17 protein-coding genes and 1 pseudogene are annotated in these 13,437 nt (G+C 57.7%); 8 read left to right on the top strand and 10 right to left on the bottom strand.

All coding sequences use genetic code 11. From position 1 onward, the window contains the following. Nucleotides 1-240 precede the first annotated feature (240 nt). The 3 genes from AC0V8S_RS33845 to AC0V8S_RS33835 all read left to right on the top strand — a co-directional run bounded on the left by AC0V8S_RS33845 (nt 241) and on the right by AC0V8S_RS33835 (nt 2,623). Nucleotides 241-876 (top strand): outer-membrane lipoprotein carrier protein LolA, encoded by a 636-nt coding sequence (locus AC0V8S_RS33845; protein WP_475435950.1) that lies wholly within the window; start codon nt 241-243, stop codon nt 874-876. Between the two features lie 128 nt (nt 877-1,004). Beyond that, nucleotides 1,005-1,562 carry a cytochrome b gene (locus AC0V8S_RS33840; RefSeq protein ID WP_475435949.1) on the top strand — a complete coding sequence of 186 codons (558 nt, stop codon included), beginning with the start codon at nt 1,005-1,007 and terminating at the stop codon, nt 1,560-1,562. Nucleotides 1,563-1,666: 104 nt separating this feature from the next. Next, nucleotides 1,667-2,623 carry a magnesium transporter CorA family protein gene (locus AC0V8S_RS33835; protein ID WP_475435947.1) on the top strand — a complete coding sequence of 319 codons (957 nt, stop codon included), beginning with the start codon at nt 1,667-1,669 and terminating at the stop codon, nt 2,621-2,623. Between the two features lie 427 nt (nt 2,624-3,050). On the opposite strand, the gene AC0V8S_RS33830 is transcribed toward AC0V8S_RS33835, so the two are convergent. The 6 genes from AC0V8S_RS33830 to AC0V8S_RS33805 form a co-directional block, all read right to left on the bottom strand. Next, nucleotides 3,051-3,191, bottom strand: coding sequence for a hypothetical protein (locus AC0V8S_RS33830; RefSeq protein ID WP_475435946.1), 141 nt, complete (start codon nt 3,189-3,191; stop codon nt 3,051-3,053). Between the two features lie 32 nt (nt 3,192-3,223). Next, on the bottom strand, nt 3,224-4,033 hold the full coding sequence (locus AC0V8S_RS33825) for a metallophosphoesterase family protein (RefSeq protein ID WP_475435944.1): 810 nt from the start codon (nt 4,031-4,033) through the stop codon (nt 3,224-3,226). Between the two features lie 15 nt (nt 4,034-4,048). Continuing rightward, nucleotides 4,049-4,975 carry a diacylglycerol/lipid kinase family protein gene (locus AC0V8S_RS33820; protein ID WP_475435942.1) on the bottom strand — a complete coding sequence of 309 codons (927 nt, stop codon included), beginning with the start codon at nt 4,973-4,975 and terminating at the stop codon, nt 4,049-4,051. Further along, nucleotides 4,972-5,607, bottom strand: a complete 636-nt coding sequence (locus AC0V8S_RS33815; protein WP_475435940.1) for a phosphatase PAP2 family protein — start codon at nt 5,605-5,607, stop codon at nt 4,972-4,974. The genes AC0V8S_RS33820 and AC0V8S_RS33815 overlap by 4 nt, the downstream gene beginning before the upstream one ends. A gap of 498 nt (nt 5,608-6,105) precedes the next feature. Further along, entirely contained in the window at nt 6,106-6,309 is a 204-nt protein-coding gene (locus AC0V8S_RS33810; RefSeq protein ID WP_475435937.1) for a hypothetical protein, read from the bottom strand. A 400-nt stretch (nt 6,310-6,709) separates the two neighbouring features. Beyond that, the gene (locus tag AC0V8S_RS33805; protein ID WP_475435935.1) at nt 6,710-6,916 is read right to left on the bottom strand and encodes a hypothetical protein; all 207 of its coding nucleotides are present in this window, start codon (nt 6,914-6,916) and stop codon (nt 6,710-6,712) included. 380 nt (nt 6,917-7,296) lie between these two features. Between AC0V8S_RS33805 and AC0V8S_RS33800 the strand changes: the two genes are divergently transcribed. Then, nucleotides 7,297-7,608: a hypothetical protein gene (locus AC0V8S_RS33800; protein WP_475435933.1), complete on the top strand. Its 312-nt coding sequence runs from the start codon at nt 7,297-7,299 to the stop codon at nt 7,606-7,608. 32 nt (nt 7,609-7,640) lie between these two features. Here AC0V8S_RS33800 and AC0V8S_RS33795 read toward each other — a convergent pair whose 3' ends face one another. Beyond that, nucleotides 7,641-8,777, bottom strand: coding sequence for an acyltransferase family protein (locus tag AC0V8S_RS33795; protein WP_475435931.1), 1,137 nt, complete (start codon nt 8,775-8,777; stop codon nt 7,641-7,643). Nucleotides 8,778-9,006: 229 nt separating this feature from the next. Here AC0V8S_RS33795 and AC0V8S_RS33790 point away from each other — a divergent pair, with 229 nt between their 5' ends. From AC0V8S_RS33790 to AC0V8S_RS33780, 3 genes are all read left to right on the top strand, one after another. Then, nucleotides 9,007-9,279: a hypothetical protein gene (locus AC0V8S_RS33790; protein WP_475435929.1), complete on the top strand. Its 273-nt coding sequence runs from the start codon at nt 9,007-9,009 to the stop codon at nt 9,277-9,279. Beyond that, complete coding sequence (locus AC0V8S_RS33785; protein WP_475435927.1) at nt 9,270-10,109, top strand: acyltransferase family protein; 840 nt, start codon at nt 9,270-9,272, stop codon at nt 10,107-10,109. The genes AC0V8S_RS33790 and AC0V8S_RS33785 overlap by 10 nt, the downstream gene beginning before the upstream one ends. A 187-nt stretch (nt 10,110-10,296) precedes the next feature. Then, a complete protein-coding gene (locus AC0V8S_RS33780) occupies nt 10,297-10,635 on the top strand; it encodes a hypothetical protein (protein ID WP_475435926.1) in 339 nt (112 codons plus the stop codon). Between the two features lie 19 nt (nt 10,636-10,654). Here AC0V8S_RS33780 and AC0V8S_RS33775 read toward each other — a convergent pair whose 3' ends face one another. Together AC0V8S_RS33775 and AC0V8S_RS33770 are read right to left on the bottom strand one after the other, a co-directional pair. Beyond that, nucleotides 10,655-11,116 carry a hypothetical protein gene (locus AC0V8S_RS33775; RefSeq protein ID WP_475435924.1) on the bottom strand — a complete coding sequence of 154 codons (462 nt, stop codon included), beginning with the start codon at nt 11,114-11,116 and terminating at the stop codon, nt 10,655-10,657. Beyond that, nucleotides 11,113-11,280, bottom strand: a pseudogene (locus tag AC0V8S_RS33770) (sunset domain-containing protein); the annotation flags it as partial. The gene AC0V8S_RS33775 and the pseudogene AC0V8S_RS33770, both read right to left, overlap by 4 nt. A 560-nt stretch (nt 11,281-11,840) precedes the next feature. Here AC0V8S_RS33770 and AC0V8S_RS33765 point away from each other — a divergent pair. Further along, entirely contained in the window at nt 11,841-12,125 is a 285-nt protein-coding gene (locus AC0V8S_RS33765) for a hypothetical protein (protein WP_475435922.1), read from the top strand. A gap of 85 nt (nt 12,126-12,210) precedes the next feature. On the opposite strand, the gene AC0V8S_RS33760 is transcribed toward AC0V8S_RS33765, so the two are convergent. Further along, on the bottom strand, nt 12,211-12,831 hold the full coding sequence (locus tag AC0V8S_RS33760) for a hypothetical protein (RefSeq protein ID WP_475435921.1): 621 nt from the start codon (nt 12,829-12,831) through the stop codon (nt 12,211-12,213). Nucleotides 12,832-13,437: the final 606 nt, after the last annotated feature.

Below are 13,437 nucleotides of genomic sequence, written 5' to 3'. Positions count from 1 at the left end.
TGTTGTTCTCGCAGTTCTGAGTTTTTTTGGTCTCAGGAGATAGGCGCGACGAAGGCCAAAATTACTCGGACAGCGAGGCACTGGGGATGGAGATGATGGCTAGCCGGGGCGGTCATGGGGCACTTCAGCGAAGCCGGCCAGTGCAGATATGGGGCCGGCAAAGTCGAGTCATTGCCGGGAGATCTGCCGATCTCAAGACGTGATCTCGTTCGATCTCTCGCGCTCGGGTGGGATAAGAGAATGGAATATAAGATCAAAAAACTGATGTTTTTCTGTTTTGCCGTTGTCAGCGCTGCGGGGATAAATATCGAACTTACGGCTGTGGTCTCGGCCGCGCCCGTAGAAGCCGCGACGATTGCCGCTCACTTGACATCCGTAAAGTCAATGTCCGGGGATTTCGTTCAGTCTGGCCCAAGAGGGCAAAAGACCAGCGGCAGATTTTTTCTCCAGCGCCCGGGCAAGCTTCGGTTCAACTATGCAGACCAATCAGGAGTCAGCTTAATTGCAGACGGAAAATCCGTCGTAATCTACAACAAGAAGCTCAAGACATCCCGTCTTTATGCTCTCTCGAAGACGCCGCTTAAGCTCCTACTCGACGATAAGGTCGAATTCTCTGGCAATCGCCTTAAAAGTATCAGAGACGAGGGCGCCCAGGTTATCATTAAGTTGGCCGACAAGTCTGCTTTCGGAAACTCGAACATCGCTATGGTGTTCGACAGGAAATCGCTCGATCTACTCAGATGGAGCCTCACCGACGAGAGGGGCCAGATCACAACGGTCATTATCTCCAATGTGAAGGAGGGCGTTCGCGCTCCTCCTGGTACCTTCACTATCGACTATGCGGCAAACCGTGAGTTCAACACCACAACGAAATAACGGCCGGCTGCTGGCAACCGATCGAAAGAAGACGGGCTTGGAAATTTATGAGAAGGCACTTGAGGAACGATGGAAACGTGGCGCGTCGCGGAGCTAGTGCGAAAACCATCCGCGACTGGAGTCCTTGAATGGCACTGTCCGGTACGACAACCCGTTACGGAAGCCTAACCCAGGCGCTTCACTGGCTGACAGCATTGCTCGTGCTCATCGCGTTCCTAGTCTCCGCAGGGGGCCCTCCTGCGCGCGTGTACTCAGCTGCCAGTGCTCCGACATTGCTGCTTCACGAGTCACTCGGCTTCACTGTTTTCTGCTTGCTGGTCGTTCGTTTGATCTGGCGCCTGTTCGATCGTATTCCCCAGTCGCCGCCGATGCCCACATGGATGGACGTCGCCTCAAAGGTGACGCACTGGACACTCTACGCACTTCTTTTTGCTGTTCCAGCCACCGCCATGCTGGGGGCATGGTTTGGGGGCCATCCGGTGACGGTATACGGGTTTGGCGCGCTGGGTCCGTTTTTCAGGCCCTGGGATGCCGGCGCCTCACTCGCAGAAATCCACGGGACGCTGGGCGACACCATCATCTGGCTCGCTGGCTTGCACGCGGCTGCAGCTATCTTCCACCACGTATTCCTGCGCGACCGCGTGCTGCGCCAGATGCTGCCCGGAATTTCCGACCTGTCGCCTTAGCGCCTGCGTGAACATGGCTGCCTTGACGGCCAGGGGTTCGTTTTCTCGTCTGGGCGGCGAGTTATCCCAGCCAGGCCCTGTGTCGTCAGAAGGGGCATCGTCAGATGTTGAGCATCTATCCAGAAAGCGATGTGCCCAAGGCGCAGGGCAAAACCATATGGTGGGACGTTCGCGATCCTTCGCTAGCCGAAGTCGCGGAGGTCAAGAAGGCGGCTGGGATCGAAGTGCCAAGTCGTGAAGCTCTCAGCGAGATCGAAACCTCAAGTCGGCTGAAGGCGCGAGACGGTGTGCTGTCGATGAGCGTACCGATGGTAACGCATGCTGAGGGCGATGGCCCGCAAATCGCGCCGATCGGCTTTATACTGTCGCGCGAGCACCTGATCACGGTTCGGTTCGCGGCTTTGCCGGCCTTCGACGCCGTGGCTGCACGGTTCACTGGCTCCGAGGAACGCCCGGGTTCGAGTCTCGAGGTGTTCGTTGACCTGTGCGACGAACTTATCGATCGCCTGGCCGATGGTCTGGAAGAGGTGGCGACGGAATTGCGTGACCTGTCGACAACGGCCTTCCATGTGCCCGAAGGGCAGGGACGTAAGGCAGTGCGTTCCAACAAGCTTATCCGAGCACGGCTGCGCCAACTCGGTCGCCTGGGCGACTATCTCTCTGAAAAGCGTGATGCGCTGTTGGCCTTGGGGCGTGCGATAGATTTCGCATGTGAGTTAACCTCGGACTGGGCCGGCGGGCAATTGAAGCCGCGCATGGCAGGCCTGAAACAGGACGTTGCATCGCTCGACAATTATGAGGTCCACCTCTCTGACAAAGTGCAGTTTCTGCTCGACGCCATGGTGGGTCTGATTGGGATCGCCCAGAATGATATCTTCAAAATTCTGACGATAGTATCGATCGTCGGTATACCGCCAACGCTAATCGCGGGCATCTATGGAATGAATTTCAAGTTCATGCCTGAGTACGACTGGATGTACGGCTATCCCTACGGGCTGGCTTTGATCGTGTTGAGCGCAATCGTACCCCTCGTCTGGTTCAAATGGCGGGGCTGGTTCTAAGTACAAATATCAAGCCCAACATGCGCCACCGCTGGCTCCGTCCCGATCAGGGCGTAGGCGACGCTTCGCGGTTCTTCTAGGTTCCGTTCCTGGGGGAACCCAATGAGCGGTTGTGGGCAGAGGTTCAGCGCGCAAGCGTCGGGCGCTTAAACCTTATGCTACGACCACAAGGACCTGCAGCAGCGCATTCTGGACATGATGGGCGGCAAAGGCCCGGATTTCGTGATCGAGGCGGTTGGCATGGAAAGCCACGGCCCGGACGGTGTCATCGAGACTTTGCAGGCCGTCCCTATACCTTCCAACAGGCGCTTACGAGACGTTCCGCGACAAGAAGGATGGATGCATCAAGGTTGTCATAAAGCCCTAGCAAACACTATCGCAGGCGGATCAAGCGGCGCTTCGCGCCACTCGACACGCCTGCGGTCCTTCAATTGGCGAAGGCATCTAGATCGCCACAGAACTTGACGGGGACGGCGACACCTTGTTCGGCCTGGCCGATCTCGGCGAGCCGGAGAAATGTTTCGCAAACCTTCTCGGCGCCGGCGCGGCGGCTGAAAGGGTGCATCACCTGGTGAGGGGACGCCCGAGTCTAACCGCCATTCAAGCAGGTTCCCACCCGCCTTGACCTTGCCGAAAGGAATAATTGGCTGAGGTTTCGAACGCTGACTGCGAAGGCTGCCAGGCTCGACATTCGACGGAGATCCTTGGGTGGTCGATGCGAATGATGTTAAACGAATTTGCAGCGTGGCGAAGCCGCGATGAAACCGCCGTTCCCGCTTGAATTAGCAGCGCGGCATAGCCGTCGATAAGGTAACGCCTTGCGCTCGAGCCGGTGCGGTGAAGATGCTGGTGGCCAGACAATATGATGTCTACGCCGCTGCGCGAGAAGGCATCCATTGCCAGATCCGCGCGGCCCACGATGCCGTCGTCGCTTTCCAAATCCAGCCCTTCGAAAGGATGATGCGTGACCACTATCCGGGTAACGTCATCGGACATATGTGCGAATTTTTCCGTCGCCGCCCTGAGCTGGCGGACGTTGATCCTGCCGTCCTTGATTGTCAGGGATCGTGCCGTGTTGATCCCGACCACGGCGACTTCGCTATCGGCATAGAACGGGTCCGTGTCCGCCTCGATGTAGCGCCTGTAACGCGACAGCGGCGTCACGGCACGTGCGAACACATTCCAGAGCGGCACATCGTGATTGCCTGGCACCACGATGCGGGGGCCAGGAAGGGAATCAAGGAAGGCGCGGGCCTGCAGGAATTCGTCTTTCCGGGCGCGCTGCGTCAGATCACCCGACACGACAAGCAAATCAGAGTCGACGCCACGAACCTCAGCCTTAATCGCCTTCACAAGCTGGCTTTCTGTTTTTCCGAAGTGCAAATCCGAAAGGTGGACGAGGGTCTTCACTGAATTTCTCCGCTTTCAGCTACGGCCACCGGTTCCGGTCATTTTGGCAGGTGCGAGGACCTGCAAGGCCGCCGGCCGAATCCGAAAGTTCAGGGGCGTGTCCATACTGACGGCTTCGCCGTCCAGAGAGATCAGCATGGCGCGTCGATGCGATGTGATTTGCAGCGAGTTAGCGCGATAGATTTCCAGATCTCGGGTGGCGTCGATCATGCCGAACGCGATTTTGAACGGAAGCAGTGCCAGTCCAAACCAGGACTGCTGTTTGACGACATAAACGCACAGTTCTTTTGACGAGAGGCTGCGGCGATGACCAAGATCGGCGACGTCGTAGAAATTGTTGCCAACAAACACACAGGGCGTCCGCAGTCTTTCGCGGGTGCCCTGAGCAGCGACGTGGACAGCCTGCCAGGAGGCGGATCTCAACGTTCTCATGAGAGCGGGTCCGATGGCGGCGAGCTTGCCGAACCCGCGGCGCCGCTGCTCGGCTGAACGCTTTGCAACAAAGAAGGGATAGATCCCAATCGATGAGTTGTTAAGAAAGACGCGGCCGTTGACCTCGGCGACATCGACTGCGAGAGGCTTACCTGTCGCGATTGTATCGATCGCTGCTGTGAGATCGAGCGGCACACCCAAATCCTTGGCAAAGTGGTTTAATGTGCCGAGCGGAAGGACGCCGAGCAACAGATCAGTCCCCACCAGCGCCGAGGCCGCGCTGCTGAGGGTGCCGTCGCCACCGCCCACGACCAATATTGATCCACGACCAGACCTCGACTTGTTTTCGCTAACAAAGCGCCGAGCGAGCTCTCCAACCTCTCGTCCGTCCACCAATCGCACATCCGCCTCAATGCCACGTTCGGCGAACCCATCCCGTACGGCTCTCTCTATGTCGCCCTTGCGTGCCGCAGCGCCGGCATTTTTGTTGATGAGGGCCAGAACCTTCAAGTTTCCGACCCCCGTTTTGGCCTTTCCTGGAACCATAACGCGACTGTCCAACACAGGATCGCCCAGCCTGAACCAATGCACCAGCCGGCCAAGACATCCGTGGGATAGTGGACCGCGAGATAGACCCGGCTTATGCCAACGGCCACCGTCAGAAACATGGCGAGCGCCATGAAATACACTTTGAGGTGCAGATCCTGACTTGCGTGTGATAGGAGGGCGCCCACGGTCAGGAACGTGATCGCCGAAAGCATTGCATGGCCACTCGGGAAGCTTGCCGTGAACACCCGCGTGACATGGGGGATCTCCGGCCTCGGCCGGTCGAAGCTCAACTTGAGGATCGTACCAAGCAGTTCGCCGCCGGCCACCGTCACCGCCATCCAAATGGCCAGAGCCCGCTTGCGGACCAGAAGCAGATAGACAACCCCCGCCAGCAACACGAAACCAAGAAACACCACGCTGCCGATCGAGGTCACATCCCTGGCCACTTCCTGAAGCCATGGCGGACCGATCGGGTAGGCTGGATCGGCCCCCCGAAGGGCCGACAAAATGGTCAGGTCAAATTTGGTTGTATCACCTTCAAGGACTTCCTCGGCGAGGACCCCGAAGCCGAGAACGAGGCATGCTGCAAGCATCCACGCAATAAGCCTGTTATTGCCTTGTCCGGAAGCGCCGCTGATGCGAGACGGCGGGGGGAGGACGGTGACTCCCGAGGGGCTCGCGCTCGATGTCTGGGATTGGTTCTCTCAAGCGCCGGACCTCACTGTAGAGGCACAACGGGCTCGCGAGAACGAGGTTCCCTAGCCACCACTGCATTGAGAACGTCAGAAATCAGCAACCGTACTGCGTGACAGCCCTGCAATGATGACACCGTTTGGAGTGGCCGTGAGTCCCGCTCTTCTCCACAGGGAACCATTGAAAATGCCAACGCGGGGATACCAAAAGCCGGTGCTGACCAAGCGAGAACGTCTGTCGTCTATTACCGCTCAGAGCCCCCCAATTTCAGGACAGGTCCTCACCTGATTGCCTCTAAGGTGATCGCAAAAAGCCCGCCGGCCAGCGCCAGCGGGCTTTTTCATTTGTGATCCGTTTTGTGGTGGCGGGTGGCCATTTGTCACCAGCCGCGGCAACTATTAACCCATTCCCGTATCTAAACTCGGCCCCGAACGCGGCACCCGGGTTTCTTCGGCGATAACCAGAAGCGCCTCCAATGTGACCGCGATTCCGGACATTAGCGCGGAAATATCAGTGTTCCCACCGGGCAACGCTAGTTCGTTCGCCCTGCTTTGCATGCTCGCGCTCAGTTCCTTGAGTTTCAGGCGCAGGTCGTCGTCCATGTTTACCCTCCGGTTTAGGCCTCAGAGGAACGCGCCTATGGAGAAGCAGTTCCGGTGATGTGTGATCGCGTGAGCTATTCAAACCCGCGTATTTCCAGCAGCGAGGCTTGAGCCTGAAACAGGTCAACCAGGTGAGCAGAGGATACCCAGACGCATAGTCCGTAGGCCGTCGCGAAGGAGATAAAAAGGGCGGTGGCGATAGAGAGACGGTGCATGGCTAGGCTGGTCCTGTTTTTTGCAGACCCGTGCACAACCAACTGCAACCCGATCGGTTCGCAATAAAAAATTTACCCAATTAGCGTGGTTAAAGAACCGTTTCGAGGACATGGACGCGTGTCTGCTCCGACAGAAAGTCAAAGCCGAGACGACGCCCCAGGGAAGACCCGAGGCGTCATCAGGCTTAACGGACCAACGCCGCGATCATGTCGTGAAGTGATGTAATGAAATCCATTGCGACGATGGCGGCGGCGAGAATTACCATAAGTTTTTTGCTGTTCATGGCAGGTCCTTCTGATTGTTGACCCGCTGGAAGGCTCTCCCTTCTCGATTTCGCTGATGGCGCTCGTGCGCAGGCAATTGCAGTCGATGCGGTCTTCATAAGGTTCATGGTTTTCTCCACCTGTGAGGGGAGGGAAGCCGACGGACAGTTGGCGACACCAACCACCACATACCTTGCCCCGGCTTTTCAGCCCTGATCTCGGCGACGCGTGCCAAAGGCTTTCGCTCGATCCGGAGAAGAACCCGGCGGGGCAAGGCTGCGACTTTGAACCGGGGAAGCGAATGCGCCGAGTCTCTACTCGCCTGCCCACTCTGTGCGCCACACGGGATCGATACCTTGCAGAAGCACCTCGGTTTCATAACCATATGAGGCGGCTGCTTGCGCAGCCTTGATAGCGTGACGCTTTTCATCCGGCGCCGGCAAGCAACGCGCGCGGAACAAATTTCGCGCAGTCAAGTTAGTAGGGGTTGGTTACGGGGGATTCCGCGATGCTTCTTGCCTTGGACGACGCGAGATCGACAGCCGTGTTGGCGGGGAGAGGAACAGATGCGGAAATCTTCGGCGTCATCGATCTCACCAGTAAAACGGAAACCCGGATCGGCGCCATCAGCTTGGGGCGCGCCATCCAGTTCGTCGCCAACGCGTCCGTGCTTGGCTACGACGTTCGCGGTGCAATGGTCCTGTACGGGGAACCTGGAACGCCAAGCTTGCGGGTATGGGACTGCGAACATCTATGGACGCAATATGGTGGCGCTCTGCTCCAGCCTACCGAGCGCATTCGACAGGTCTGGGCGGATTGAGTTCCCCCAGAATGGCTGAATTGGATGGCTGGTCAGGTCTGTTCGGCAGGCTCAAGGTTCGGCAATGGCCTTGCCCCGGGACTCCCCAAAGACCATGCTAGGCGCTTCCCCAATCTATGGCTCGGCATCTCAACAGCTATGTGAAGAAGCCAAGACAGTCCGATTGCGGCGGCGGTCACCATGATCAGGCTTGCCCATGCCTTCGCACCGCGATCTAGCAACACGCGAAGGGCAGCGTACCCAGCAACACCATGCACCACGTAGAGCGGATAGCTGATGTCGGCGAAGAAGTTGCCGATCTGAGTTGACCTGAACAGTCGGGGAAAGCTCGCCGCGAAGGAGAAGACTACGACCGCGATACCATAGGTCCATGCCATCGAGGCGAGTTTCGGCATCGCCAGTGCTAGCAGCACCGTGAAGGCCAGGAACAGAGCCGCCGCCAGGAACAGAGCCTGCTCTGCCTTAAGACGCCCCTCGTGCAGATAGTGGAAGGTCACCCCGATAAACATGAAGATCAAGAATGGCGCCGGCAGGATCGCGAGCGGGCCAAAGCCACCACTTCTAACCATGTAGAATTCAACCATTCCCAGCACGACGGGGACAGCAAACACCAGTGCAGACTTGCGCCGAAACCAAGCGATGACCAGAGCGCAGATCAGGTAGAATTTTATCTCGATCTCCAGGGTCCAAACGATCCCGTCGATGCTCGGCATTCCAAAGAGCTCTCGCAGGCCTGGCAGATAGTGGATGGCCGCTTCAGGGAAGCTGAACGGCCACGGGATACCGAAGTATGAGCCAACCAGCCAGATCGCCAGCAGTGTGACCGAGAACCCTGCCATATAGAGCGGGACAATTCGGAAGAACCTCCCGACCAGAAAGCTCTGCCAAGTGGCGTTGCGAAGCGAAAACGGGATGACGAACCCACTGATCAGAAAGAACAGAGATACGCCGAAGGAGCCCCAGTTGAATTGAGGCACGGTCAGGTGCAGCCACTGCAGGTAAGTTGGAAACGCAAATCGTTCAAGCAGTACCGGTGCGTGAATAAGGCTTGCAGCGGCATCGCGTGATGTCCAAAAAACGTTCGTATAGTGCATAACCAGGACGCACACGGCGGCAAAGCCGCGAAGGGTATTTGCGAACTGGACACGTTCGGAATCGAGGTGCTTCATAGTTGGTCCCAGTGTCAGAAGCACTCCAGGGTTACGATCTCATTGAGACCGCTTGAACGATCGATATCCTACGCATTCGATTCAGAATAGCAAGGCCACGCATGAAGAACATATAGTTGCTGAGTGGTCAGTTGTCGGGTAAGCCGGACAATGTTGGCCTAGTATAGAGGCAGAGGGACTTTGAAAATTGCGGAATTATAGACTTGATAGCCTAAGGGGAGTCGCCGCGTTGTGCGTGCTTCTCCACCATGTTTTTCATACCAGCAATAGCAATCTTGTTCCGAGGTTGTTGACGCCCGCGCTTAACGATGTGGCTTCCGGCGATCTCCTCGGTCGCGCAATCGTATCGGCGACAGATGGAGGGATGGCAGTGTGGATTTTCTTCATCCTTAGTGGCGCTGTATTGATGCGCTCGCTGATGAATGAAGAGGTTTTCACCTTTGCCACCGCCGCCCGTTTGTCGTACGGCGGATTTTCCGCATCTATCCGGCAATGGCTCTAACCGTTGTCGTTTTTGCTGTGTTGAGCAGGGTCAGCCTTCCGGTTGGACATGCATTGCCGTTTACGCTCGACCAGGTGATGGGCAATGTCTTGCTGGCAACCAGCGAGGTAAATGGCGGCACATGGTCACTGCAAACCGAAATGCTAATGGTCCCGATTATCCTTGGGATAGGCTGGCTTAACAGCCGTCTTGGCATGATTGCAATTGTTGCCTTCGCGTTCTGGTCGCCCACGTCTCTGATGTTCGGACCACCTTTTGGCAGCCCATTGTTAACCGTGGCGCTGCCGGCATTTGCTCTTGGTTTTCTGGTCCCCACAGGTCCGGTAAGAGAGGGTTTTACGAAGATGCCGTCTTGGGCCTGGGCGGCATTCCTGATCGCGATGTTGGCGGCTCGCTTCTACTTTCCACTGGATAGCGTCAAGGGCATTCTGGTGGTTCTATCGCTAGGTTTTTGCGGCGTGGCCGCGTTCTACCACGGCCAATCGGAGTGCCATCCGTTTGACAATCCGGTATTGGTGTTCTTCGGAAAAATCAGCTACGGCATCTACCTTATCCATATCATCGTCGTATGGGAGGCGATGCCCTATTTCGCGGAGCTTGTCGGTGCGGACAGGTTGGCAGCGAATTATCTGACGATCGGGCCTATTTTTGCGGCCGCCACCGCCGCAGTGACTATCCCATTAGCAGCGCTCTGCGAGAGATACGTTGAACAGCCTTTCATCAGGCTTGGGCACCGGCCCACCGCAACAGAAAAGCCTTCGCGACCTATTGTACAGCGACCGGAAGTGCTATCCGAAAGCCTGCATCCAACCCCGCCGCCGCTCGTTTGACCTTTATTGGATGATCCCATTACAGAGCCTGGCCCGCTGCCACGACCACTCCGGCAGCGGGCTTTTTTGCGCGTCATACGGAACACATCCCACCAAGGCTTGTTCACATCGGCGCCTCTACTACGGTGTCGTCTCCAGCGGAGCGACGCCGAACATTGTCGCCACCATGACGGCCTCGGATGCAACGATGGACGTCTATTGCCTATCCGGTCTCAGCAGCACTCCTGTCGATCAAGTCGGTGTGACCGCAGCCACCAGCACCAGCTGCGTCATAAATGACGTCGAAACAAAGGTTAGGGCGCTGATTGCTGCATGCGCCGCTTCGCCGTCCAGTGTGACCTTCACCGAAGGGTGGACGGGCGCAGGCACCACCGTCGAAGATTCCGACATCACCGACGCCTCGGCAAACGTTCGGATCGGTGTAGCCCATATCGCCACGTCGGCCGCAACGACCACCGGCGACTTCACCTTCAGGCTTTCAGCGTTCAAACTCTGCGTCGGAGGTGCGATCACCTTCGGGCCTTAAAACGTTTAAGGTGGAGCGATCATCTCAAGGACGCGAGTGTGTTGCGAATGGGGTCAAGCAGCGCGACCAGCAAAGAGCCTGTCGCGATCGCCAGTAGGAGATAAGCTAGCACCTCCAATGACCTATGCGTCCAGTGCGTTGGAAGGGCCGGCGCCTGTGTCCACACTGCCCGTGGTGATTCCGCACGCTCTGCTTTCCGCGCTCGTTTTATGTCCAGCCGCTGCTGAGCGAATTGCTGCCGGGTTTGTTCTGATGAAGAGAGCGAGTTGTCTTGGAGCCAGGCTTTGAATTTGCCGGCGTGGACTTGCACTCTGATCGCGGGAAAGCCTTGGCGGCGTTGCTCAGCTTCAGACGCTTTGAAACCTTCCCACCACTCCTCCCAGGTCGGCGGCAGATCACCGACTTCCGAAAGCTTGAGGATGAGTGCGTAGTCACGAGGATTGTAGACCGGGGCGGCCGGCCATTGACTGGTATCCGTCATCGCCTTGCCTTGCGCCAGCCGGCCGCCGCAGCTTCCGGTTCGGAGCAGAACCAGCGCTCACCATACTCCGGGCGGATGATCGTCTCAGAATAGTGCTCCTGGCCTGGCACATGATAGATGCGCTCGCCGGTGTTGATCGAGATGTTGCCCTTGATGTTGCAACCAATGGAAAAGAGCGAGGTACTAGGGGCCGCGTCGACAATGCCTTCAGTTGGCATGAAGCTTGGCGCCGCACCGATGATATCAGGGTTCTGGGAAAGTATCACGGGATCAGCGCGAACAGATACTCGAGCCGCCATATGCCGCGGCGATTACCTTGGCGGTTCCGGCCGCGTCGATGGGGCGCCGCCCCGTCGCTCCCGTTTGTGCATCGGCGCGACGTCATTGGCCAACCATGAGCATGCACATCGCCAAAATTTCACGCATCTGGGGGGACTGCGGGACGCAAGGTGGGGCGAACGTCGCCGCAACGCACGCTTCGATGTCGACGCGATGGGCTGCGTAATCCTTGCCAGTTGTGGCACTTGTTCTGACGATTATGTCGTGCAGGAAGCCGACGCGATCCGACACCGATGACCCGTTAAAATCTTCGCAAGTCGAGACTAGCTAGCGTCAGCCCGCCATAGTCGTCGGCCAATGACGGCTGCGATATCAGGGCCAATAGGCACCCAACAACCGCGACCTTGCCCATCATCTTCTCCTATTTCTCGCACCCGATCCCGTTGTGATCGCGATCCAATCCGTTGGGATCGGCGCCCGTGATCCTGACCGGACCAACGACCACCGGATTATTTCCCTTCCCGCCAGCGCAGTCCAAGTCAACGCCGCTATTGGGAACAGTTCCGAGGACTTGTGGCGCCACACCACGATACCGCCGCACGACGCCAGCGATCCGCTGACCGTCGCCCTCGATATGCGTGTTCCGGCTGTTCGGATTGAACGGGTCGACGGTCTGGCGAGGCTGTTGGCGCGGTTTGCATCGCCGGCCGCCAAGGTCACGCTGTCGTAGTGGTTGAGATAGTCCGCGCCGCAGCCGCTGACTGCGAGGAGGGCACCCAGATAAAGCACCATTCCAGGACGGGCCGCCCAGGACATCAGACCGGCGCCAGGTTGATGCCGGCTGCCCTAAGCCGCGCACCCAGCTTCGCTCGCGTTCCACACGCGGCCTTGTCGCCAGCGACGCACTTGCTGTTCGCATCCGACCAATCCAGCAGGGCCGTGTTGATCCAACTGCCCGGCGCGCGCTGAATGCCATAGGGTGTCGGCGGCGCACCGGCGGCTACGGCTGACGCAGTCGCGGTGCCCTGTCTGTGCGGCGCGCGCTTCCATCCACTTAGGATGAGGCAGTTCTTCATGTATTGATCTTCGGCGGCCAGGTTGCCGAGAGCATTGCCGATCCGGGCTCCTGCAACGAAGCCGGGCGATCCGATAGCAATATAGCCTTGGTCAACCGACCCTTTTTGCATCTCGCACTGAGCATGGGCGACATCAAAACTCGGCCCATAACCGATCTGCTTGTAGTCAGCTTGATTGCTTGTTTGGCAGCCGCACAGCGGCACAATGGCAGCGAGTGCCATCAACAACTTTCTGTTCATCCCCCAGCCATCACCAGGCTTTACATCAGCATCTCCTAAAGTGAATATTTCTGCAAGTGATGGCAGTTGTTCCGGTAAATTTTGGTCTGGACATAATTGCTTGGTAATCTCAAGGAACATACCGGGTTATTCATCGTTCATTGCAACGACTATACGCGCAGACTTGCCTATAAGTCGACACTTATGCAATATCCGCCAGATCCCAAACGATGAGGCGCGGCGTGCGCGACAGCGATCTCACAGAGCGCCCCGGCAGGGGTGGACGCCATGGAAGGATGGTTCCGTCGATCTCGAAATCGATCGCGTGTGGTGGGCGGCTAGAGTGCTGCATTTCGCGAAGTTGAACGTCTCATGCTGGTTTGACGGATCGGATCTCGTCGCAATCGAGCACCTGGGATATCGCAAGGCGAAATGGTGCATGAAGAACAAGCCATAAGGACTGGCAACCTCTTCCCGAGGCCTATCTGCTTGAGCGTGAGCGGGAGAAGCAAGCCGCAGTCGATCTCTTCCGGGCAAGGACGAATGAGCGTTTCCTACGAGCCACAGCGAGGCGCCAGAGCGAGGGAGGGGTTTCGGCGGGTTAGGACAACAGGAAACGCTGTGCTGGCTACGCTTCTGCTCTCAATAAAGAATGCATGTACGATTTTTACGGATATGTGATTGCCGGGTGTGGCAGCGCGCGCGAGGATCTCCGAACCTGTCAAAGCCCTGACATCTGCATCAGGT

It is taken from the genome of Mesorhizobium oxytropidicola, from assembly GCF_056174625.1.
This window is presented reverse-complemented; position numbering and strand designations above follow the sequence as displayed.